At 69.3% G+C, this 22,997-nt stretch carries 17 protein-coding genes and 1 tRNA gene; 4 read left to right on the top strand and 14 right to left on the bottom strand.

Annotation, left to right across the window (positions count from 1 at the left end; genetic code table 11):
• The first annotated feature begins 217 nt into the window (after positions 1-217).
• Positions 218-1,468 carry a hypothetical protein gene (locus HEP75_RS10300; RefSeq protein WP_185826356.1) on the top strand — a complete coding sequence of 417 codons (1,251 nt, stop codon included), beginning with the start codon at positions 218-220 and terminating at the stop codon, positions 1,466-1,468.
• Between the two features lie 143 nt (positions 1,469-1,611).
• Here HEP75_RS10300 and HEP75_RS10295 read toward each other — a convergent pair whose 3' ends face one another.
• Positions 1,612-2,310 (bottom strand): hypothetical protein, encoded by a 699-nt coding sequence (locus HEP75_RS10295; RefSeq protein ID WP_185826355.1) that lies wholly within the window; start codon positions 2,308-2,310, stop codon positions 1,612-1,614.
• Here HEP75_RS10295 and HEP75_RS10290 point away from each other — a divergent pair.
• Positions 2,297-3,091: a hypothetical protein gene (locus tag HEP75_RS10290; RefSeq protein WP_185826354.1), complete on the top strand. Its 795-nt coding sequence runs from the start codon at positions 2,297-2,299 to the stop codon at positions 3,089-3,091. The genes HEP75_RS10295 and HEP75_RS10290 overlap by 14 nt on opposite strands.
• Before the next feature lie 96 nt (positions 3,092-3,187).
• Here HEP75_RS10290 and HEP75_RS10285 read toward each other — a convergent pair whose 3' ends face one another.
• Both HEP75_RS10285 and HEP75_RS10280 read right to left on the bottom strand, forming a co-directional pair.
• Entirely contained in the window at positions 3,188-4,012 is an 825-nt protein-coding gene (locus tag HEP75_RS10285) for a glycosyl hydrolase family 18 protein (protein WP_185826353.1), read from the bottom strand.
• 286 nt (positions 4,013-4,298) lie between these two features.
• Positions 4,299-4,475: a hypothetical protein gene (locus HEP75_RS10280; RefSeq protein ID WP_185826352.1), complete on the bottom strand. Its 177-nt coding sequence runs from the start codon at positions 4,473-4,475 to the stop codon at positions 4,299-4,301.
• A 240-nt stretch (positions 4,476-4,715) separates the two neighbouring features.
• Here HEP75_RS10280 and HEP75_RS10275 point away from each other — a divergent pair, with 240 nt between their 5' ends.
• Positions 4,716-8,084: an ATP-binding protein gene (locus HEP75_RS10275; RefSeq protein ID WP_185826351.1), complete on the top strand. Its 3,369-nt coding sequence runs from the start codon at positions 4,716-4,718 to the stop codon at positions 8,082-8,084.
• Between the two features lie 172 nt (positions 8,085-8,256).
• On the opposite strand, the gene HEP75_RS10270 is transcribed toward HEP75_RS10275, so the two are convergent.
• From HEP75_RS10270 to kdsB, 6 genes are all read right to left on the bottom strand, one after another.
• Positions 8,257-8,332, bottom strand: a tRNA-Gly gene (locus HEP75_RS10270).
• A gap of 36 nt (positions 8,333-8,368) precedes the next feature.
• Positions 8,369-9,004 (bottom strand): CDP-diacylglycerol--glycerol-3-phosphate 3-phosphatidyltransferase, encoded by a 636-nt coding sequence (pgsA, locus tag HEP75_RS10265; protein ID WP_003472804.1) that lies wholly within the window; start codon positions 9,002-9,004, stop codon positions 8,369-8,371.
• Between the two features lie 9 nt (positions 9,005-9,013).
• Entirely contained in the window at positions 9,014-10,870 is a 1,857-nt protein-coding gene (gene uvrC, locus HEP75_RS10260) for an excinuclease ABC subunit UvrC (protein ID WP_185826350.1), read from the bottom strand.
• Entirely contained in the window at positions 10,867-12,288 is a 1,422-nt protein-coding gene (locus HEP75_RS10255) for a hypothetical protein (RefSeq protein ID WP_185826349.1), read from the bottom strand. Before HEP75_RS10255 ends, uvrC begins: the two co-directional genes overlap by 4 nt.
• On the bottom strand, positions 12,285-12,773 hold the full coding sequence (locus tag HEP75_RS10250) for a low molecular weight protein-tyrosine-phosphatase (RefSeq protein ID WP_185826348.1): 489 nt from the start codon (positions 12,771-12,773) through the stop codon (positions 12,285-12,287). Before HEP75_RS10250 ends, HEP75_RS10255 begins: the two co-directional genes overlap by 4 nt.
• Positions 12,770-13,537, bottom strand: coding sequence for a 3-deoxy-manno-octulosonate cytidylyltransferase (gene kdsB / locus HEP75_RS10245; RefSeq protein WP_185826562.1), 768 nt, complete (start codon positions 13,535-13,537; stop codon positions 12,770-12,772). Before kdsB ends, HEP75_RS10250 begins: the two co-directional genes overlap by 4 nt.
• Before the next feature lie 226 nt (positions 13,538-13,763).
• On the opposite strand from kdsB, the gene HEP75_RS10240 reads away from it, so the two are divergent.
• A complete protein-coding gene (locus HEP75_RS10240; RefSeq protein WP_255424053.1) occupies positions 13,764-15,959 on the top strand; it encodes a TonB-dependent siderophore receptor in 2,196 nt (731 codons plus the stop codon).
• 519 nt (positions 15,960-16,478) lie between these two features.
• Here HEP75_RS10240 and lpxK read toward each other — a convergent pair.
• The 5 genes from lpxK to HEP75_RS10215 are packed head-to-tail and all read right to left on the bottom strand — an operon-like array spanning position 16,479 to position 22,841.
• Positions 16,479-17,513, bottom strand: coding sequence for a tetraacyldisaccharide 4'-kinase (gene lpxK, locus HEP75_RS10235; protein ID WP_185826347.1), 1,035 nt, complete (start codon positions 17,511-17,513; stop codon positions 16,479-16,481).
• Entirely contained in the window at positions 17,513-19,249 is a 1,737-nt protein-coding gene (gene msbA / locus HEP75_RS10230; protein WP_185816609.1) for a lipid A export permease/ATP-binding protein MsbA, read from the bottom strand. Before msbA ends, lpxK begins: the two co-directional genes overlap by 1 nt.
• A gap of 8 nt (positions 19,250-19,257) precedes the next feature.
• Positions 19,258-19,695, bottom strand: coding sequence for a biopolymer transporter ExbD (locus tag HEP75_RS10225; RefSeq protein WP_185813130.1), 438 nt, complete (start codon positions 19,693-19,695; stop codon positions 19,258-19,260).
• 4 nt (positions 19,696-19,699) lie between these two features.
• Positions 19,700-20,377 (bottom strand): MotA/TolQ/ExbB proton channel family protein, encoded by a 678-nt coding sequence (locus HEP75_RS10220; RefSeq protein WP_185813131.1) that lies wholly within the window; start codon positions 20,375-20,377, stop codon positions 19,700-19,702.
• Positions 20,271-22,841 (bottom strand): DNA internalization-related competence protein ComEC/Rec2, encoded by a 2,571-nt coding sequence (locus HEP75_RS10215; RefSeq protein ID WP_185826346.1) that lies wholly within the window; start codon positions 22,839-22,841, stop codon positions 20,271-20,273. The genes HEP75_RS10220 and HEP75_RS10215 overlap by 107 nt, the downstream gene beginning before the upstream one ends.
• Positions 22,842-22,997: the final 156 nt, after the last annotated feature.

Here is a 22,997-nt window from a genome sequence, read left to right as displayed (position 1 = left end):
CGGGCCATCCGCACCGGAATCCGCGACGCACGGCGGCGCCTGTCAGGGCGAGGACCGCTGCCGCATCGGCAGCGCCGCCGGCGCGAACGCGGACTGGAATCTCCACCACAGCGGTTCGCCCGTCGAGGTAGACAAGTGTCCCAACGCACATGCGTCACCGCGCACCTGAGCCGGCCGTGGCCCTAGCATCGGAACCACATCCATACGAGGGATCGCCATGAACCGATGGACACGCTGCAGCGGCGCGGTGCTTTGCCTGATCGCGGCCGGCGCCGCGCAGGCGCAATCCTGCCGGCTGCAGACGCAGACCCTGCCCTTGCCGCTGGCCTCGCAGAACATGCCGAAATACGCCTATCAGGTGCGGGTGCAGGTCGGCACGCCGCCGGCCTCGGCGAACTCCGCCGCCGCCAGCCAGGTCCTGGAAGTGGACACCGGCTCCACCGGTGTGGTCGTGCCGCTCAGCGCGGCGATCCAGCAAGCCTGGGACGCCTCAACCAAGCTCGGCTACATCTTCTATTCCAGCAACAGCCAGTACCACCCCGGCAAGTACGTGCAGGTGCCGATGCGACTGGGCGTGTCGGCCGACGGCAACAGCGCCGTGGCGAGCATCGACTCGATCGAAGTCCTGGCCGCGCAATGCAGCTGCGACGTCGCCGCAATCAAGCCGGGAACGCCGTCTGGTTCGGCGAAGACGCTGACCCAGGCGCCGAATAACTGCGCCGCCTACAACACCACCCTCGCATTGAGCAGCAACGGCAAGCAGACCTTGAAGAACTGCAAAACGATCCCTTCCAACTTCGGCATGATGGGCGTGGGCTACGACCGCGGCGTCGACAAGGCACGCAATCCGTTCCTCAACATCGTACAGATGCATGCCGGCAGCATCAGTCCGGGCTACATCATCAGCGCGTCCGGCATCACCCTGGGCGTCAGCGACCAGGCGCTGCAGGGCTTCTCGCTGATCCCGCTGCAACGCGAAGCGGCGAACGCCGCCGGCGGTGCCGACTGGCAGGCGCCGAACGCGTGCGCCAGCTTCCCGGCCAGCGGCAGCGACTACCAGGTCTGCGGCAAGCTGCTGCCGGATACCGGCATCACCTACATGATGCTGACCCCTACCAAACAGCCGCCTGCGCCGGCAAAGTTGCAGCAGATGCTCACTAAGCCCGCAAAGCCTGCAAGCGCAGCGTCCGGGCAGACCTCCGACACCAGCGCGAGCACCTCGCTGGTGGTGCCGGAAGGGACGCCGATGACCCTCGCCATCGGCCCAACCGGGCATCCGGTATTCAGCTACGACTTCAAGGTCGGCGGCGCCACGCCGGCGACACCGGACGGCGTGCAATGGCGGGCAGCGCTCGACGTGCCGCCCGCGCATATCAACAGCGGTCGCCATGTGCTCGCCGCGGCGGACTATGCCTACGATGCCGCCTGCGGACGGGCGGGATTCCGCGAGGCGGCGACGTCGCCCTGATATAACGGCCGGGTACCGTGCGGTTGCGACAGGCGTTACCGGTAACGCCCCGTCGCGGCTGAAGCCGCTCCTACACGGCCAGGCCCATCGACAGACCGCGTCCGCAACGAACGCTCCGTCTCTCCAGCGCCGCCGGCACGCGTTCAGCGGCGCCGGAGCAGGAACAGACCTACGCGGACAGCGGCCAGCGCCTTCTTCAATGTGTTGGGCAGTGAGACCTTGCCGAAGGACTCACGATCGGCGCTGCCAGCCAGGTGCTGCTGCAGGCGGCGGAAGCTGTCGACCTGCCGCGCAAGCGCGTCGATATCGACGAGGTCGCCTTCGCACTCGGCGAGCAGGTACTCGGGGCCGGTGACCAGCGCGACCGCAGGAATCCTGCGCTCGAACAGCGGCTCGCCTTCGCCGAAATGCAGCAAGGCGCCGGGCTTGACCGGGGTCGCCGCGTCGACGACGGCACAGCTCCACAGCGCGCGCGCGAGTCGGGCGAGTTCAGGGGTGGTGGCGTACAGCAATTCGGGTTCTAGTGAGCCGTCGGACGCATAGCGTCCTTTGTCCGAATCGATGCGGAGATGCCTTGCGCCCAGGTGTTCGATGACCAGGCCGGCGACCGCGGTGTAGCCGCCGGGTGTTCCGGCCCACAGCGCGCAGTGGGCATCCAGCCAGGCCGTGGTGGCCTGGCCGTGCGCGGTGACCGCAGGCATGCGCAGATGGCCTGCGGTATAGACGAACACGATGCTGCGTTGGTGGGGCGCGGCGACCGCGTCCCGCGCCAGCGCGAGCAAGCCGATGTGGCCGTTCTCTTCGACCGCGTTGCCGCCGTCGCTGTGGGTGACGACCAGCACCGACTCGCTGGCCCGCGGACCGGTTCCCAGCGACGGCCCAGAGCGTCTCCATGCGCGCATTCGTGGTCTTGCTCGCGCTCAAGGTCAACGTGGCCACAGCGCCGCGTCCGGCGGCGGCGAGCAGCTGCGCGCGTTCGCTTTCGGCGACCCAGACGGCCGGCAGGCCCTGATAGCCGCGGGTGAAAAGCAGATACTGACCCGCGGCGACCGCATCGAGCAGGCCGCGCCAGACCGCGATCACGCCGAGAACCCCAGCCTGCTTCGCCTTGGCCAGATCGGTGCCGGCGAGTTCGGAACTGATGATCGGGTTGGAGACCCGGTCGAACGGAAGCGGCCCGTCCCAAGTCTCGACCAGCAGCCTCGTCGGCACGGCAACGTGCGGCACTTCGATCACTGCGATCTTGCCCGCAGCCGCGCGCCATCGCTTGCGCCGCCCGCGCAGCAGAACCAGCGGCGCCGTCGTGCCTGCGCGCGGAGTCTCGCCGGAATAAGGCCACGCCGAGGCGATCGCGATGCGGCGTTCGCCCACCTGCAGCGCCAAGGCATCACCGTCGACGTCCCAGCGTTCGAACGTGTGCGGGTCGCGCTGCACGTCGAGGCCGAGCGCGGCCAACGCGTTCGCCCCCCTGTCGATCAACGCGTTGTGGGCCTGCGTGCCGGACGCGCGCGGCCCCAACTCGGCCAGATAGCGAATCTGATCCGCGTAGGCGGCATGGTCGGCACTCACTTCCGCGATTTTTTCTCTCGTCTGCGCCACCGCAGTATATCCAGCGGCGCATGACACCTTGATCGTGCGCGCGGAGATGCGAGCGGAGTGCAGCCCGCCACGTCCGCCGCCAGACCTGGCGGCGGCGCACTGCCGCCGTGCCGAATCGCGCTAACGCAGCGGATCCGCGGCACCGCGCTGCGCATAAACGGTGTCGTAGATCGTCTTGGCGCCAGTGAAGGTCGGATCCACGTCTTCTTCCTGGCCGTCCTGGCCATGGTCGTTGTCGAGCCTCCAGCTGAACATGCCGCGCAAGCCGTTCTGCAGCGCGTAATTGGTCCAGGCCGCGGTGTCTTCGAGCGAGGTCTGCACGTTGCCGTTCTCGGTGGCCACGCCGCCCATCAGGATGTCGGCGCGGACGCCGGCCTGGATCCACACCTGCGCATCCTGCGGCGTGCCGGAGGACGAATAGTCCTGCAATTCGGCGGCATCCACGTACTGGTTGAACGCCGCCACCGCGCCGTCGCCGTACAGCGCGACAGGGCCGCCGGCGGGCCACGGCACCGACACCGCGATGCCGAGCCCGGCCGCCTTGAAACTCGGGCTGAGCTGCGTTACCAGCTCCACGACCGAGGACATGCCGTCGCCTTCGGAATCGATGCTGATGCCGTTGAGCCCTTGCTGCTGCAGATAGGCCACGATATTGGCGGTGGAACGATTGGCGTTGTCGCGATTGTCGGCCACCGTCGCCACCAGCCCGGTGTCGCCGACGCCGGCGTAGATCAGCGCGCTGGGCGCCTGCGTCTTGATCTGGCCGAGGTTCTGCGCGGCAAATTGCGCATTGAGGTCCAGGGTATAGCCGTTGCCGGTCTCGGCGAAGACGCCGAAGGCCAGGTTGTAGCGGCTGGCATAGCCGAGCGGCACCTTGCCCTGCGCAAGATTGTCGGCACCCGTGCCGTTCCATGTGTCGTACCAGGTCGCGATCTCGAAGTTCATGGTGGCTCCTGCAGTGGTGGGATGGATGTGCGCCGAGGGCGACCGGCATTCGCGCATGCGCCCGGCGCCGCGACCGCTCCGGTCCCGGCGCAAACGTCTGTCGTGTCTTGCTCGTGCCGGTCTCTGCGACGGCAACGCCGCTGCGTCCTCCGCTCGTCCGCACGCGATGCGATGCCCCTTGGCCGAACCTAGCGCAGATCGCAGCGCGCGCGGTCGACACTCCGCGGCTTCGGAACAGCCATCCCAGTCGCGATGCCGGCGCGCGTGCCGGCGGGCGGCGCCGGTCTCAGTAGCCCACGCTCACCTCGTCCTGCAGGCCGAAGGGTTCGCCGGCGAGGACCTGCAGCAGCATCGCCACTACCCGCGCACATTCACCATCGTGTCGGCGCTGCGCAGTCCGCGCGTGGTGGACGGTACCGGGGCGCTGCAGATCGAGAAACTCGCCGGGTGTGGATCGAACCATCCATGCAACCGGCAACCCGACACCGCACAACACGCCGATAGCGGGCGTGATAGACGCCACAATCCGGCGCTGCACCACTCCCGACTGCGATGCTCCGCACGGCATCCTGCGGACTACTGCATGGTTGGACAAATTCGGAAGCGCTATGCTCGAAGCGCATTGCTTATGTCATCGACGGGACCGGTAAGGACTCGTGCAGGCGCAGGAAACGCGCCGATGTATCTTCAATGGAGTGCGAACTTGAGTAATTCGGCCAGCGAACCCCTTCGCGTCCTCGGTTTTTGGCGCGATCTGGAAGTCTTCAATATCCCTACCGCGCCTTCGGCCCGGGATGCCACCGATCAGACCAAGATCACAACCCTTCGCCACGGCCAGCCGCTGCCCTGGCGCAGCAACGATTTCAGGCCCACGGCAGAACACGGCTACGTCCATGTGGTCTATCTCGGCGTCGTGGATACCGAGGATCTGTCCCGCCTGCTGTTGCGCGCGATCTTCCCCGACCGCGACCTGAGCGAGCGCGAGCGTCAACGCGCCACCGGCAACGGCTGGCTGGCCGCTTTCGTCGTCGACGAGCACGGCCGTCCCAAGCCTGATAGCTACCTGGCTGCCAGCTTCGCCCACGGCGTGCAGGCATTGCGGCAAACCAACGCGCTGGAGAACGTCAATGCGCGTCTTGGCCGTGCGCGCGACGAGTTCGCCCAGCGCTGCCACCGCCTCGAAGAGATCGACGATGCCTCCGCTCCCGGCACGGCGAGCGAAAGCGCGACAGCCTTGTCGCTGACCTGGGATGAGCTGGAGACCGAGTTGCAGTTGGTGCGCCAGTTGCTCGGTAACAACACCGACGAGACAGCCTTGGATTGGCGGGTGGTTGTGCGCAGCAGCCGGGTCAAACGCCGCTACCTGAGCGACAGCCTGCAGGCCGCCACCGATTTCCTGAATTCGTTCTACCTGGACGACCTCGATCGCCTGATTGCCCAGGCACAGAACGGCCGCCCCTTCGGCGCGGCGTTGAGCGCCTATCTGGGATCTGCGCTTGAGCAGCATCAGCGTACCGACATCCTGGTACAGCATGCCGCAATGGCCAGCCTGGTGAGCGCGGCGCATCTGCCCAGCGCCCGCTGGCCCGCGCCGTCGCGGCACCCCTTGGTACTGGCGCAGCAAGCCGCGGTCGCGCAGGTGTTGCATACGCTCGGAACGGCCGATGGCGTCATCGGCGTCAATGGACCTCCCGGCACCGGCAAGACCACCCTGCTGTGCGATGTGGTCGCCGACATCGTCACCGAACGCGCCCGTCGGATTGCCGCGCTCGATCGCCCTGCGGCCCTGTTCGAGGACAAGATCAGTGTGGCCGGCAAGAGCTTCTTTCCGCTCAAGGCTTCGGTGGTCGCCGGCACCTCCATCGTGGTGGCCAGCACCAACAACAACGCGGTCAAGAACATCACCCAGGAGTTGCCGGCACGCAAGAAAATCGCCGACGAGTACGGCCCTGTCGATTATTTCGCCGAGGTCATGACGGAGATATTCAAGGCGCAGAAGGTCGTGGACGACAACGATCAGCCGCTGCAAGGCTGGGGCGTGATCGCCGCGGCGCTGGGCAACGCCGGTAATCGGCGCTCGTTCGCCCAGGGGTTCTTCCGCGACGACTATGTGCCGCGGGTCGAGGCAACTGAGGCAACCGGCGAAGATGCGGAATCGACGCAGGAGCAAGTTGAGGTATCAGCTGGCGCCACTCCACCCGCCACACTGCCGCCGTCGATGAAGCAGCTGCTCGAGATCGCCGCCAACGCCGACTACCGACGCCATCAGGAAGAATGGCAAACCGCCAAACGCGGTTTCCTGCAACTGCTGTCCGAGTTCGAGCAACACCGCGAGGCGTTGCTGAGCGCAGAGCGAGCGGCCCAGGCGCTGGACGCCGAGCGTGGCGACCTGGACGCCCTCCAGGCCGACATCGATCGCATGACCGGCGACATCGCCGAGCGCGCAGAGATCCTCTCCCGACAGCAGGCAGCGCTGTCGGATCAACGCGCGATGCTGGAGGCCCACAAAGCCCTGTTCGCGCAGCGGCAAGCGGCAGCGACGCCCAACCTGCGCGATCGCCTATCGAGCTTGTTCGGCCGCCAGACGCAGCGGATGGCGGCATTGCGCCAGGCCCTGGAAGAGCCCGCCAGGCGTCTGGCCGAGTCCGCCGAGACCTTTGCGCAGCAAGCCAAGGAGGTCGCCCAAAGCCAGGCAGAGCTGGATCATCGGCACGAGCGCCTGAAGTTGCTGTCCTCCAAGCGCGCCAAGTTGGACCAGGAACTGCAACGGCACAGACAGGCGCTGGAGGCCGGCTACGCGCTGGGCGCCAGCCACTTTCCGGACCGCAGCCTGTGGGAACTGCAGCCCGCCGACCTCCAACGCGCCAGCGTAGCGGTCCATGCGGAGCTTGACCAACTGCGGGCACGCGTCTTCCTGCAAGCGGTGGAATTGCACAGGCTGAGCATTCTGGCCAACGCCGGCAAATTCATCGCCAACCTGCGCGCGGTCAACGGCATGCTGATGGGCTCGCTGCGGGACAAGCTCCCCATCGAACAACGCCCCACGCTGTGGGATGCGTTCTTCTTCGTCGTGCCGGTGGTGTCCACCACCCTCGCCTCCTTCGACCGCTTGTTTCTGGGCATGGGCCAGGACAGCCTGGGCTGGTTGCTGCTGGATGAAGCCGGCCAGGCCACGCCGCAGTCGGCGGCAGGCGCCCTGTGGCGCAGCCGCCGCGCCGTGATCGTGGGCGACCCGCTGCAGATCGAACCCGTCTTCACCGTGCCGCTCAGCCTCGCCGAAGACCTGCGCCAGCGGCATGGCGTCGACCGTACCTGGTCGCCGATCGACGAATCCGTGCAGACGCTGGCCGATCGCATCACCCCTTTCGGCTCATGGGTCGCGATGGCATCCGATCCCGCCGCAGCCGATTCGCCGGAACGCCTGTGGACAGGCATGCCACTGCGCACACATCGGCGCTGCGACGACCCGATGTTTTCCGTTGCCAACGACATCGCCTATGCAGGGCAGATGGTGCAAGGCCGGGTGGACAAGCAGGGGCAACCCAAGCCCATCGCGTTCTCCTGCATTCTGGGCGAGAGCGCCTGGCTGGACGTCCGATCCAGTCAGATCCAACACCCGGTCTGCATCGACGAAATCGCTCACCTGCTCGCGTGCCTGGAGCAATTGCGGCAGACGCCGGCACGCGTGCTGTCGGGATCGCCGGATGAGCCGGACACGCAGGCCAAGGTGTTCGTCATTTCGCCCTTCCGCAAGATCGCCCAGGCCTGCAGGAGCCGCATCAAGCAGGCCGGCTTCAGCGGCATCGAATGCGGCACCGTGCATACGTTCCAGGGAAAAGAAGCGGATATCGTGTTCTTCGTCCTCGGCACCGCGCCGGGCCCGCAGGGTGCAGGCGCGCGTGCTTGGGCCGCAGGCAAGCCGAACCTGTTGAACGTGGCGATCACGCGCGCCAAGTGCCGCCTGTATGTGCTGGGCGATGTGCAGCAATGGGGTGGCCTGGACTATTTCCGGCAATTGCGCGAAGCGCTGCCGGTGCGGCGTATCGACGCGACGACAGCATCGACGCCGTAGCGGACGGCGCGTCCGCTCGCGTAATGGCGCTCGCCAGGCGCAGCGCCGTGCCGATGGGTGGAGCGTCGTCGCGCAAGCGCATTGCGCTGCAATCGGCCAAAAACGAAAAAAGGACCCGAAGGTCCTGATTTCATCGTTTCGCCGGTATCCGCTGGATGCCTGCAAAACCGTCTGGAGCGGGAAACGAGACTCGAACTCGCGACCTCAACCTTGGCAAGGTTGCGCTCTACCAACTGAGCTATTCCCGCTTGAGGCCGCGAATTTTACCGGGAACCGGCAGGCTGTCAACCATTGCCTTCGATTTTTTTCGCATTCTTGTCCGCGACCGCGGCGCGCTCGTCGGCGCGCAGGCTCGGCCAGGCCGCATGCAGGTACTGGATGCCGGACAGCAGGGTCAGGATCGAGGCGATCGCCAGGGTCCAGTCGCCGATGTGGAAGATGAACAAGCCCATCCACACGCTCTCCGGCGGCGAGCCGTCGGGCATCACCGAATACAGCAGGCACAGCAGCGCCACCATCTGCGCGGTGGTCTTGACCTTGCCGATCATCGCCACCCGCACCTTGGCGCGCTGGCCGATCTCGGCCATCCATTCGCGCAGCGCCGACACCGCGATCTCGCGGCCGACGATCACCGCCGCCCAGAACGCCATCCACGGCGTCGGGTGGCCCTGCACGATCAAGAACAGCGCCACCGCCACCATCAGTTTGTCGGCCACCGGATCCAGGAACGCGCCGAACGCGGAATACTGGTGGTAGCGTCGCGCCACCCAGCCGTCCAGCCAGTCGGTGAACGCGGCCAGGCCGAAGATCGCCGCCGAGGCGAAGTTCGTCCACGTGTAGGGAAGGTAGAACACCAGCACCAGCACCGGAATCATCACGATGCGCAGCAGCGTCAGCCAGGTGGGGATGGTCAACTTCATTGCGCTGCTCTACTCGCCTGCCGGATCGGGCACCGGCAGCCCGTGCAGGTTAGCGTAGATTCGCGCAGCGAGCGCGTCGTTGATGCCTTCCACGCGCGCGATCTCCGCTTCGCCGGCGGCCTTGAGTCCGGCCAGTCCGCCGAAATGCTTCAACAGGCTGGCGCGGCGGCGCGGACCGATGCCGGGAATGTCCTCCAGCTTGCTGGTCATGCGCGCTTTCTGGCGCCGCCCGCGGTGGCCGGTGATGGCGAAACGGTGCGCCTCGTCACGCACCTGCTGAATGAACTGCAATGCCGGCGACGCCGCGCCGGGGCGCAGTTCGCGCCCGTCCGGCATCACCAGCGTCTCGTGCCCGGCGCGGCGCTCGGCGCCCTTGGCCACGCCGATCACCAGGATGCCCTCCACGCCCAGGTCGGCGAGCGCGGCGTTGGCCTGCGCCAGCTGGCCGGCGCCGCCGTCGATCAGCAGCACGTCGGGCAGCACCACGTCGGCCTTGTCGCCCTCCGCGGCGCGGCGGAAACGGCGTTCGATCGCCTGGCGCATCGCCGCGTAGTCGTCGCCCGGCTCGATGCCGCTGATGTTGTAGCGCCGGTACTGGCTGCGCACCGGGCCGCTGGCGTCGAACACCACGCACGAGGCCACGGTGGCCTCGCCCATGGTGTGGCTGATGTCGAAACACTCCGCGCGCCGGACCGGCTCGGCCAGTCCCAGCATCTCGCGCAAGGCCTCGCTGCGCGCGTGCTGCGCGTTGCGGCTGGTCAGTTCGGTGACCAGCGTGGCCTGCGCGTTGCGGCTGGCCAGTTCCAGGTAGCCGGCGCGCTCGCCGCGCACGTTCCAGCGCAATTGCACCTTGCGCTCGGCGGCCGAACTCAGCGCCGCTTCGATCAGCTCGGCATCGGCGATCTCGCGATCCAGCAACACTTCGCGCGGCGGCGCGTGCTCGGCGTAGTACTGCGACACGAACGCGGCCAGCACCTCGGCGGCGCTGTCCTCGCCGTTGGTCTTGGGGAAGAACGCGCGGGTGCCGAGATTGCGCCCGTCGCGGAACGCCAGCAGCAGCACGCAGGCGTTGGCGCCCTGCATCGCGCAGGCGAGCACGTCCAGGTCGGCGGCGCGGCCGTCCACGTACTGCCGGCTCTGCATGCTGCGCAGCGAGCCGAGCAGGTCGCGCAGGCGCGCGGCGCGTTCGAATTCCAGCTGTTCGCTGGCGGCCTGCATCGCCTGCACCAGTTCCTCGCCGAGCTGGTCGCTGCGCCCGTCCAGGAACATCGTCGCGCGGCGCACCGATTCGGCGTAGTCGTCGGCCGGGACCAACGCCACGCACGGCGCACTACAGCGGCCGATCTGGTACTGCAGGCACGGCCGCGAGCGGTTGCGGAACACGCTGTCCTCGCAGCTGCGCAGCTTGAACAGCTTGTGCATCAGGTTCATCGTCTCGCGCACCGCGGTGACGCCGGGATACGGGCCGAAGTAGCGCCCGGGCAGCGCGCGCGGGCCGCGGTGCAGCGCGATCCGCGGCCATTCCTCGCGGGTCAGCAGCACGTAGGGATAGCTCTTGTCGTCGCGCAACGACACGTTGTAGCGCGGCGCCAGCGACTTGATCAGCTGGTTTTCCAGCAGCAGCGCCTCGCCTTCGCTGCGGGTGACGGTCACGTCCATGCGCGCGACCTGCGCCAGCATCGCCATGGTCCGCGCGTTCTTCGGCGAGGCGCTGAAATAGCTGGACACGCGCTTGCGCAACGCGCCGGCCTTGCCGACGTAGAGCAAGGTGTCGTCGGCCGCGTACATGCGGTAGACGCCGGGCGCGGTACTGAGGTTGGCGGCGAAGGCCTTGCCGTCGAACGGGGGCAGTGCGGATGCGGTCATTCGTTGATCGGCACGTCGCTCAGTTCGCCGCTGGCGATGTCGTAGCGCAACACCGCGTGGGCATCGGTTTCGGCGATCCACACCGTGCCGGCGCTCACCGCCAGCCCGGCCGGGCCGTGCAGGCGCCGCGGCAAGGCCGTGGTCGACAGTTCGCCGCCGCCCAGGCGCAGGCTGCGCAGGCTGCCGTTGCCGCTGTCGGCGATCCACAGCAGCGGCGATTCCGGACTCAGCGCGATCGCCTGCGGGAACTGCAGGCGCGCGCGGCTGCGCGGGCCGTCCTCGTTGCCGAAATCCCACGGACCCTGGCCGCCGAGCAGGGTCTGCACCAGGTCGCCGCGCAGCTGCAGCGAGCGCACCGCCGAGCCCAGCGCGTCGCACACGTACAGCGCCTGCTGCACCGCGGCCAGGCTGCACGGCTGCGCGAACGCGGCCAGATGGCCGCTGCCGTCGCGCAATTCCAGCGCGCCCGCGCCGGCACGCCAGCGCAGGGTGCGGTTGCCGAGTTCGTAGCTCCAGATGCGGTTGTCGCCGGCCATCGCGATATGCACCTGGTTGTCGGCCACCACCACGTCCTGCGGATGGTTCAGCGGCGCCTGCTGCGCGTGCTGCACCGGCCCTTCGACCGGTTCGCCGGCGCGGCCGTTGCCGCACAGGGTATCGACGTGGCCGCTGAGCAGGTTGATCCGGCGCAAGGCGTGGTTGCCGGTATCGGCGACGTACAGCACGCCGCGTTCCAGCGCCAGGCCGCGCGGACGGTGGAACGCCGCTTCGCCGATGCCGCCGTCGATGAAATCGGCGGTGCCCAACCCGAACTGGCGCAGCACGCGGCCGCCGGTGGTGCATTCGAGAATGCGGTGGTGGCCGCTGTCGGCGATGTACAGGCGATCGTCGGCGACCGCCAGGCCGACCGGGAAGCGCAGGCTCAGGCGCGGCTCCGGCTGGGTCTCGCGCGCATCGCGCAGTTCCTCGTCCAGCGGCAGCGATTGCCCCGCGCACAGCGCATTGAGCGCCTTTTCCAGATCGGCGCCGCCGATCCCGACCAGGCGCTCGCGCTCGTAGCCGCCGGCGTCGAGCAGCACCAGGGTCGGCCACGCCTGCACGTCGAAACGCTGCCAGGCGGCCCAGTCGGCGTCGAGCAGGATCGGCGCCGACACGCCCTGGCTGCGCAGCAGCTTCAGCGCCCGCTGCGGTTCGCGTTCGCTGTCGAAGCGCGGCACCTGCACCACGATCAGCTGCAGGCGCCCCGGATTGCGCGCCTGCCACTGGCTGAGTTCGGCCAGGCGCTGCGCGCACCACACCGAGGCGGCGTTGACGAAGGCCAGCACCAGCGCGCGGCCCTGCTGCTCGCGCAGCGTGGTCGGCGCGGCATTGAGCCAGGTGCCGGGCTGCGGCAGTTCCAGGGCGGCGATCGAGTTCATCGGCCGATTATGCCGGAGCCGCCGTCGGCGGACAGTCGCGCCACGCTGCCGGCGGCGGCTTCGTCTACCAGGCGCCAGACCTCCTCGAAGTGGTCGCTGCCGCCGGTGTACGGGTCGGGAATCTCGCGGCGCCCGTCCAGGCCCGCCCACGGCAACCACAGCGCCACCCGCTCCAGCGCGGCGGCCGGCGCGCGCTGGCGCACGTCGCGCAGGTTGGCCGCATCGGCGCACAGGATCCAGTCGAAGGCGGCGAAGTCGGCCGTGCGCAGTTGCCGCGCGCGCAGCCCGGCGATGTCCACGCCATGGCCGCGGGCGCAGGCGATGGCGCGCCGGTCCGGCGGCTCGCCGCTGTGCCAGTCGCCGGTCCCGGCCGAATCCACCTGCACCTGGCCGGCCAGCGGCGAGCGCTCGAGATGGTGGCGCAGCGCGCCTTCGGCCATCGGCGAGCGGCAGATATTGCCCAGGCAGACCAGCAGCAGCTTCATGCCAGGGCCTGCAGGTGCGCCTCGGCGCGGGCCAGGTCCTCGGGCGTGTCCACCCCCGGCGGGAACGGCTCAGGCGACAGCGCCACCGCGATGCGGAAGCCTGCCTCCAGCACCCTCAGTTGCTCCAGCGCCTCCACTTGCTCCAGCCCGCCCGGCGGCATCGCCGCGAAACGGCGCAGGAACCCGGCGCGATAGGCGTAGATGCCGATATGGCGCAGCCAAGGACCCGGCGGCAGCAGTTCGCGCGAGGCGGCGAACGCGTCGCGGTGCCACGGGATCGGCGCGCGGCTGAAATACAGCGCATCGCCCTGCGCGCTGCGCACCAGCTTGACCACGTTCGGGTCGAACAGGCTGTCGGCCGACTCGACCGGCGTGCCCAGCGTGGCCATCTCGGCGCCGCTGTCGGCCAGCGCCTGGGCCACGGCGACGATGCCGGCGGCGGGCGCGAACGGTTCGTCGCCCTGCAGATTGACCACCAGGGTGGCGTCGTCCCAGCCGGCGATGTCGGCGCATTCGGCCAGGCGATCGGTGCCGGAGGCGTGCGCCGCCGAGGTCAGGGCGACGTGCACCCCGTCAAGATCGGCCACCGCCGCGGCGATGCGCGGATCGTCCGCGGCCACCCAGACCTGCTGCGCGCCGGCGCCGAGCGCACACCGCGCCACGTGCCGCACCAACGGCTCGCCGCCGAGCATGCGCAATGGCTTGCCGGGCAGGCGCGAGGCGGCATAGCGCGCCGGAATGGCGACCACGAACGGCGGCGGCATGGCATGTGCGGCGCTCATGCCGCGCCCGCTGCGCTGGCGATGGCTGAACGCTGAAATTCACGAAATTCGAACATGAATTGATCTTTCCCCGCTATTTATTGAGAATAGTTCGTATTCGCCATGGTCCAGCGGCCGGCCATTGCCGGTTGTCTCGCCGCAGCGCGCTGCGCAGCTCGGCGCTGCGCCCATGGCCTCTCGCCTCCCTCCATTCTATAGACCCCCACCGATGAACCTTCCCGCCCAGTCCACGTGGTCCGCCGCCCAGCCGACCCGCGTCCCCGTTCGCCGCCAGGCGCTGTGCCTGGCGCTGGCCGCCCTGCTCGCACCGCTGGCGGCCAGCGCCGCCGCCGCGGAAGCGGCATCGGCCGCCGATGCGGCAGCCGATGCCGCCAGCGCGCCGAAGCTGCTGGACAAGCTCGACGTGGTCGCGCAGCGTGCCGACGGCTACACCGCGCCGGCCAGCGCGACCGGCACCGGCCTGCTGCTGAGCCCGCTGGAAACGCCGCAGTCGGTGAGCACGATCAGCCGCGAGCAGATGGACGATTTCGGCCTGGACAGCGCCAATGCGGTGCTCGCGCTGGCCACTGGGGTCAACGTCGAGAAGATCGAGACCGACCGCACCTACTACACCGCGCGCGGCTTCGACATCCTCAATTTCCAGGTCGACGGACTGGGCCTGCCGTTCACCAACGGCGGCGCCGAAGGCGACCTGGATACGGCGATGTACGAGCGCGTGGAGGTGCTGCGCGGCGCCAACGGCCTGCTGTCCTCGACCGGCAACCCGTCGGCGACGATCGACTTCGTGCGCAAGCGCCCCACCGACGAACTGCAGGCCAGCGCCGGCGTGACCGTGGGCAGCTGGGACACGCGCCGCGTCGACGCCGACCTGTCCAGCCGCCTCAACGCCAGCGGCAGCGTGCGCGGGCGCTTCGTCGCCGTCGGCCAGGACGGCGACAGCTACCTGGACCGCTATGCGCTGAAGAAGCAGAGCTTCTACGGCATCGTCGAAGCCGACCTCGGCGACAGCACCCGCCTCAGCGTGGGCGCCAGCTACCAGAAGAACGATTCAACCGGCGGCATGTGGGGCGCGCTGCCGCTGTTCTACAGCGACGGCAGCGCCACCGACTACGCCCGCTCCACCAGCACTTCGGCCGACTGGTCGTACTGGACCACGCAGGACAAACGCGCGTTCGTGGAACTGCAGCAGGCGCTGGGCGCGGACTGGCAGCTCAAGGCCGCATTGAACTACCGCAAGCTCGACAACGACAGCCAGCTGTTCTACGTCTATGGCACCCCGGAGCGCGGCACCGGCCTGGGCTTGTACGCCTACCCGTCGCAGTACGGCAGCGAAGAGACGCAGAAGTACGCCGACGTCTACGCGAGCGGCCCGTTCGCGCTCGGCGGCCGTACACACGAGCTGGTCGTCGGCGTGAAATGGGGCCGCGTGCAGGCCGATCAGCTGTCGTGGTACGGCAACGACATCGGCACCGCGCTGCCGGCGCTGGAAGGCTGGAACGGCGACTATCCCAAGCCGAGCTTCGACGCCTATTCCGACAGCGCCGACTTCGACATCACCCGCCGCAGCGCCTACGCCACCGCGCGCTGGAACCTGAGCGACGCGCTGAAGCTGATCACCGGCGTCAACCACACCCGGATCGAGAGCCGCGGCCAGAACTACGGCGTGCAGCACGTCTACGACGACAGCAAGACCACCCCGTTCGTCGGCGCGGTCTACAACTTCGACCCGAACTACGCGCTGTACGCCAGCTATGCGGAGATCTTCAATCCGCAGACCGAGCTGGACCGCAACCTGCAGGTGCTGGACCCGATCACCGGCAGCAACGCCGAACTGGGCATCAAGGGCCAGTGGCTGCAGCAGCGGGTCAACGCCTCGTTCGCGCTGTTCCGCGCCAAGCAGGACAACACCGCCGAAACCAACCTCTACATCGGCAACGTGCAGACCTACAAGGCGGTGGACGCGACCTCCACCGGTTACGAGTTCGACCTCGCCGGCCGGCTCGGCGACCACTGGCAGCTCAACGCCGGCTACACCCAGCTGAGCCTCAAGGACGATGCGGGCCGCAACGTGCGCACCTACGTACCGCGTCGCAGCTTCAAGCTCGCCACCACCTACACCGTTCCACAGTGGGAGGCGCTGAAACTGGGCGCGACGCTGACCTGGCAGGGCGATATCTACCGCGACCAACAGGCGCTGGACACCAGCGGCAACGAGATCTTCACCCGCCAGGGCAGCTATGCGCTGCTCGGGCTGATGGCGCACTACGACTTCACCCCGCAATTCAGCGCCACGCTCAACGTCTACAACGTCACCGACCGCAAGTACATCAACAGCCTGTACTGGGCACAGGGCTACTACGGCGCGCCGCGTAACACCTCGCTGTCGCTGAACTACAGATTCTGAGCGGGCCTGTTGCAAGTGGGCAAGGCAGGCGGACAGCGCAATGCGCCGATGTCCGCCTTGCCGAATGGCGATGGCGAGCGCAGACAATTTCTCGGCACGCGGCCACACGTTGGCGCTGCAGCGCTGCGGCGTGTTCGAGGTCGCGGCAATCAGGTCGGCCGCGGCATGGAAACGAACAGCAGGCCTGCCTGCAGGCGGGACATGCGGCAGCAGCTGCGCATGCGCCGCCACGCCAGCGGTCTGCGCGTGGCAGCGATCGCGACGATCGCGGCGATGACACGGTTATACCGGCGGGCACACCCGCAGATACTCAGCTGCTGCGCGTGATCCAGGCGGCACTTGCGGCGCATCGCGACAGCGAGCTGTGGCCCCTATCCTATCGAGGCGTGATCGCGATCGGGCCAGGCGCAATCCGGACAGCCGAAGCCGCCGGGCTGGTTGGCGTTCACAGGGTTTTGCCCCCTGCACCGCCTCTCCAGTCTTCACTGGCTGCGCATGCACGCGGCGCAGCGTCCGCCGCTATTCGCTGGCGTCGCCGCTGCGCCCGCGCAGCTTGTCCAGCCGGTCGAGCAGGCCGATCCAGAATGCGGCCGGCAACTCCGCCAGCAGCGGCACGCTGAAACACCAGTCGTCGACCAACTGCGCGCACTTGACCGCGTCTTTCTCGGTCATCAGCACCGGCAGTTCGCTGCCGAACGACAGGTCGGCGGCGCGGTAGCGGTGATGGTCGGGAAACGCGTGCGGCACCACGCCGATGCCGTGCGCGCGCAGCATGTCGAAGAAGCGCTGCGGATGGGCGATGCCGGCGACGGCGTGCACGCGCTGCCCGGCGAAGCTGCGCAAGGCGCGCGCGCGGCCGCCCTGCAGCGGTTGCGCGCTGTCGATGCGCAGGCGCATCGCCCATTCGCCGAAACCGGCCTGGACCTCACCGACGTCGCTGGCCTGGCCCAGGTTGATGACCCGGAAATCGCATTCGCGGCCGCGCGCCACCGGCTCGCGCAGCGGCCCGGCCGGCAGCAGGCGGCCGTTGCCGTAGCGGCGCTGGCCGTCGACCACTTCGATCTCGATGTCGCGCTGCAGGCGGTAATGCTGCAGGCCGTCGTCGCAAACCACGATGTCGCAGCCGGCCTGCAGCAGCGCGCGCGCGGCGGCGACGCGGTCGCGGTCCACCCGCACCGGCGCGCCGGTCTTGTGCGCGATCAGCACCGGCTCGTCGCCGCCCAGTTCCGGCGTGGTCCCCGCTTCGATCCAGCGCGCGACCTGGTCCTGGCTGCGGCCGTAGCCGCGGGTGGCCACGCCCGGCTTCCAGCCGGCGTCCTGCAGCTTGCGCACCAGGGCGATGGTCAGCGGGGTCTTGCCGGTGCCGCCGGCGGTGAGGTTGCCGACCACGACCACCGGCACCGCGATGCTGTAGCGCTTGCGCCAGCCGCGCCGGTACAGCGCGCGGCGCAGGCCGATCGCCGCCGCGTACAGCGGGGTCAGCACCTGCGCGTACAGCGGCGGCGTGCCCTGGCCATACCAGTAGCCAGGCGTGTGTGGCCCGCGACCGCTCATCAAGGCTGCCTTTCGCGGAACTGCATGCTGTGCAGGTGGGCGTACAGGCCGCCCTGGGCGAGCAGCGCGTGGTGGGTGCCGCGCTCGACGATGCGGCCGTGGTCCATCACCAGCACCTGGTCGGCATGTTCGATGGTGGACAGGCGGTGCGCGATGACCAGCGTGGTGCGCTCGGGCATCAGCCGGTGCAGCGCGTCCTGCACCAGACGCTCGGATTCGTTGTCCAGCGCGGCGGTGGCTTCGTCCAGGATCAGGATCGGCGCGTCGCGCAGGATCGCGCGGGCGATCGCCAGGCGCTGGCGCTGGCCGCCGGACAGCAGCGCGCCGTTCTCGCCGACCGGGGTGCGCAGCTGCAGCGGCAGCCGCTCGATGAACTCCCAGGCGTTGGCCGCCTCGGCCGCGGCGCGGATCTGCGCGTCGCTGGCCTGCGTGCCATAGGCGATGTTGGCGGCGATGGTGTCGTCGAACAGCATCACCCGCTGCCCGACCAGGGCGATCTGCCGGCGCAGGTCGTGCAGGCGGTAGTCGTGCAGCGCCACCCCGTCCAGGGTGATGCTGCCGCCGCTGGGTTCGTAGAAGCGCGGCACCAGCCGTACCAGGCTGGTCTTGCCGCTGCCGGAACGGCCGACGATGGCAGTGACCGTGCCCGGCTTGGCGGTGAAGCTGATGTCGTCCAGCGCCAGTCCGCTGTCCTGGCGGTAGCGCAGCATCACGCCGTCGAACGCCAGTTCGCCGCGCACGCGCTGCACCGACACGGTGCCGCTGTCGCGCTCCTCCGGCGTGTCCAGGATCGAGAACAGGCGTTCGGCCGCGGCCACGCCGCGCGAGATCGAGGTCTGCACGCTGGTCAGCCGGCGCAGCGACGGGATGATCGCCATCATCGAGGTCATCAGCGCGATGAACTGGCCCGGGTTCAGGCGCCCGGCCAGCGCTTCGCGGGTGGAGACCCAGACGATCGCCGCCAGCGCCACCGCGGCCAGGAACTGGACCATGCTCGAGGCCAGCGCGCGGGTGGTCTCGACCTTCATGTTCAGGCCCAGCATGCGGTTGGCCAGCACCGCGTAACGCGAGATCTCCAGCGACTGGGTGCCGTGCACCTTCACTTCCTGCTGCGCGCTCAGCGATTGCTCGGCGCTCTGCGCCATCGAGCCCATGCCGTCCTGGATGCCGCGGCTGATCTTGCGGTAGCGCTTGCCGACGTAGGACACGATGACCCCGATCAACGGCGCCACCACCAGCAGCGCCAGGGTGACCTTGACGCTCATCTGCAGCATCACCACCAGCATGTAGAAGATGGTCAGGGTGTCGGCGACGATGGTCTTCAACGCATCGGCGGCGGCCTGGGTGACCTGTTCGGTATCGAAGTTCAGCCGGCTGACCATCACCGGCGTGGCCTCGACGTCGAAGTGCGAGGACGGCAGGTGCAGGTACTTGGCCAGCACCTGCTCGCGCAGATCGCGCACCACGCTGCGCCCGGTGCGCGCCATGCAGTAGTCGCCGACGAAGGTGGCGAAGCTGCGCATCACGAACAGGCCCAGGATCGCCAGCGGCAGCAGCACCGCCATGCGCGCCTCCGGATTGACGAAGCCGCGGTTGACCAACGGGTCCATCAGCCGGGTGAAGAAGTAGCCGGCGGTGGCTTCCACCACCATCGCCACCAGCGCGGCCGCCAGCATCACCCAATAGGCGCGGGTATATCCGAGCAGCCGACGGTAGATCGGCCAGACCGGTGCCATTTTGCCGCTCACCGCTTGACTTCCGGCGCGTTGACTTCCGGCGCGGTGGCGATGGCGATGCGGCGGAAGCCGAGCTGGCCCAGCGCGTCCTGCGCGGTGACCACGGCCTGGTAGGGCGTGCGCGCATCGGCGCGCAGCAGCACCGGCTGCTCGCGGTCGTCGCCGGCGACCTGGGCGATGCTGCGCTTGACCGACTCCACGTCGGTGCGCAGCACTTCCTGATCGTTGATGAAATAGTGCCCGTCGGCGTTGACCAGCACGCTCAGCGCACGCGGCGGCGCCGGGTTGTGCTGGTCGCTGGCGTTGGGCAGCTGCAGCTGCAGCGTGGAACGGGCGTCGAAGGTGGTGGTCACTACGAAGAAGATGATCAGGACAAGGATGACGTCGATCAGGGGCACCAGGTCGATATGCGGCTCGTCCTGGCCGCGGTCGTCGCGGATCCGCACCGGCTCAGCCCTTGGCCGGCGCAGCGGCGCCGCCGCGCGCAGCCGGGCGCGGCGCGGCCGGGGTCGGCGCACCGGCACGGCCGTGGCCGTCGAGGACGTCGCTCAGAGCGGTGGCTTCGCGCTCCATCTCGATGATGTAGCCGGCGATGCGGCTCTTGAAATAGCGGTGGAAGACCAGCGCCGGCACCGCGATGATCATGCCGGTGGCGGTGCACACCAGCGCCTTGCCGATGCCGCCGGCGAGCTGGTTCACGTCGCCGACGCCATGGTCGAGGATGCCCAGGAACATCTGGATCATGCCGACCACGGTACCGAGCAGGCCGAGCAGCGGCCCGGCCGAGGCCACCGTGCCCAACGCGTTCAGGAACCGCTCCATGCGATGCACGACGTGGCGGCCGGTGTCCTCGATGCGTTCGCGGACGACCTCGCGCGGCCGGCTGCGCACGTCCAGGCCGGCGGCGAGCAGCTCGCCCAGCGGCGAATTGCGCCGCAGCGACTCGATGTGGGTGGGGTCGAGCTTGCCGCGCGTGGCCCAGTTGCGCACTTCCTGGCCCAGCCCCGGCGGCAGCACTTCGCTACGGCGCAGGCTCCAGAACCGCTCCAGCACGATCGCCAGCGCGACCACGCCCAACAGCAGCAACGGCACCATCGGCCAGCCACCGGCCTTGACCAGTTCCCACACGTTGCAACCCTCCGGCACGTTCGGCCGTTCGTTCACTGGCCGATAGGATAGCAGCCGCCCGCGCCCGCTCCGCGGCATCCCACAGCCGCGCCCGCCACGGCCGCCGTTCGCGCAGCTGCAGGCCGGCGCGTCCCAGCCACACGCGCAGCGCGCCGCCTTGCGGGGTGGTCGCGACCTCGGCGCCGGACGCCTGCCAGCGCGCCACCACCGCCGCGCGCGGATGGCCGAAGCGGTTGCCCTCGCCGGCCGAGATCAGCACCAGCCGCGCGCCGGTGGCGGCGACGAAGGCCGCCTGCGAGGAATGCGCGCTGCCGTGATGCGGTGCCAGCACCACCTCGGCGCGCAGGTCCTGCGGCGCCTGGCGCAGCAGCCGGCTTTCGATGACATCGCCGATGTCGCCGGTCAGCAGCATCGCGCCATGCGCGCTTTCCACCCGCAGCACGCAGCTCGACTCGTTGTCCAGATAGGGAAAGCCGGGCGCTGGATGCAGGAAGCGGAAACGCACCCCGTCCCACTCCCAGAAGGTTCCCGCCAGGCACGGCCGGTCCACCCGCACCGGCGCGCCGGCCGGTGCCTCGGCCAGGCCGACCGGCAGCGCCGCGCGCACCGCCTCGAAGCCGCCGGCATGGTCGTTGTCGCCATGGCTGATCACGGTCCGGTCCAGGCGCGCCACGCCGAGCGCGTGCAGCGTCGGTACCACCGCGCGCTCGCCGGCATCGTAGCCGTCCTTGATCGCCGGGCCGGCGTCGTACAGCAACTGATGTCGTGCGGTGCGCACCAGCACCGACAGGCCCTGGCCGACGTCGATCATCACCAGTTCCACCTCGCCCGCCGCCGGCCGCTCCAGCGGCGGCCAGAACAGCGGCAACCACAGCAGCGCCGCCAGCGGCTTGCCCGGCACCGCGCGCGGCAACAGCAGCCAGAACGCGCCGAGCAGCGCCAGCGGCAGCGCCCAGTCGCGCGCCTCCGGCAGCCACCACAGCGCAAAGCGGCTTTCGCCCAGTGCGGTGAACAACGGCCAGGTCAGGTCGAAGCATGCCGCCGCCGCGCGCCATGCCCACACCCCGGCGCCGGCGTGCACCGCCTCCAGCGCGGTGCCGAGCAGCGCCAGCGGCACCACCACCAGGCTCCACCACGGGATCGCCAGCAGGTTGGCGAGCGGCCCGGCCGCCGAGGCCTGGCCGAACAGCATCGTGCTCAGCGGCAGCAGGCCCAGCGTGGCCACGCCCTGCGCCGACAGGAATTCGCGCAGCTTGTCGCGCCAGCCGCTGCCCGCGACCGGCATGCACCAGGCCAGCCAGGCCACGCCGAGGAAGCTCAGCCAGAAGCCCGCGGACAGCACCGCCAGCGGGTCGAACCCGAGCATGACGATCGCCGCCAGCGCCAGCGCATCGACCACCCGCACCGGGCGCCGCCACAGCCGCGCGACCACGACCACCGCGATCATCAGCGCGGTACGCACGGTGGGCAGCGCCATCCCGGACAGCACGGTGTAGCCGCCGGCACCGAGCACCGCCAGCAGCGCGGCGGCCTGGCGCCGTGGCCAATGCCGCCCCAGCGGCGGCCATAGCCGCCAAAGCCCGCCGCCGAGCAGCGCGAACGCGCCGGCGACCAGGCCGACATGGAAGCCGGAGATGGCGATCAGATGGGTCAGGCCGGCGGCGCGCAGGATGCGCCAGTCGCGATCGTCCAGGGTGCGCGTGTCGCCGAGCGCCAGCGCCTGCACATAGCGCGCCGACGCGGTCGGCACCGCTGCCGCGATTCGCGCCGCCAGGCGTTCGCGCCAGGCATCGATGCCCTGCCCCGGCGCCAGTTCGACCGCCTCGTGCGGCGCGGTCACGTAGCCGCTGGCGCTGATCCGCTGCGCCAGCGCATACGCCTCGGCATCGAAGCCGCCCGGATTGCTGAGCCCGCGCGGCGCGCGCAGGCGCACGCTCAGACGCCAGCGCGCGCCGGCATGCAGCGCCGTGCGCGGCCCAGCGACCTGCGCACCGAAATCGTCGTACCAGGCCAGCTGCAACAAACGTCCGCGCAACGGCGCCGGCTGCGTGGGATCGGCGTCCACCCGGAACATGAACCGCGTGCGCCGCACCTCGGCCTGCGGCAACTCCACCACCTGCCCCTGCAGCGTCGTCACACGCTTCTCCCAGTCGGCAGGCAGTTGCCGCGCCAGCACCATGCCGGCGATCAGCCCCAGCCAGCCGCCGCCCACGGCGAAGGCGCCCAACCAGCGCCAGCGCGGCCTGCCGATGCAGACCGCGATGCCGCCGAACAGCAGCGCCAGCGACAACGGCCACGGCGCCAAGCGCGGCAGCCACAAGGCGGCCAGCACGCCGGCGGCGAGGCTGGCGGCGACGGCGATGCCGAACGGGGCGACCGCGCTACGCGGCGGCGGCGCAGACGTCGGCGCAGACGCCTGCGCCAGGTCCGCATGGTCATTCGCAGATCCGGGACACTGCTGCATGCGATCGCCACTCCTTGGCGCGGACAGGGTACGAATGGAGACATAACAGCGGCCAGCGCGAACGATTGCGCGACCATGATCCAACTGCCTGGACAGCCTCGCCTACCGCTGTTACCTCCTGCTATCGGCCAAGTCCTGCAGGGGAGGTAGGAATTC

It is taken from the genome of Xanthomonas sp. SI, from assembly GCF_014236855.1.
GTDB lineage: Bacteria > Pseudomonadota > Gammaproteobacteria > Xanthomonadales > Xanthomonadaceae > Xanthomonas_A.
The sequence above is the reverse complement of the archived record's forward strand: the minus strand, read 5'-3'. Positions and strand labels throughout refer to the sequence as shown.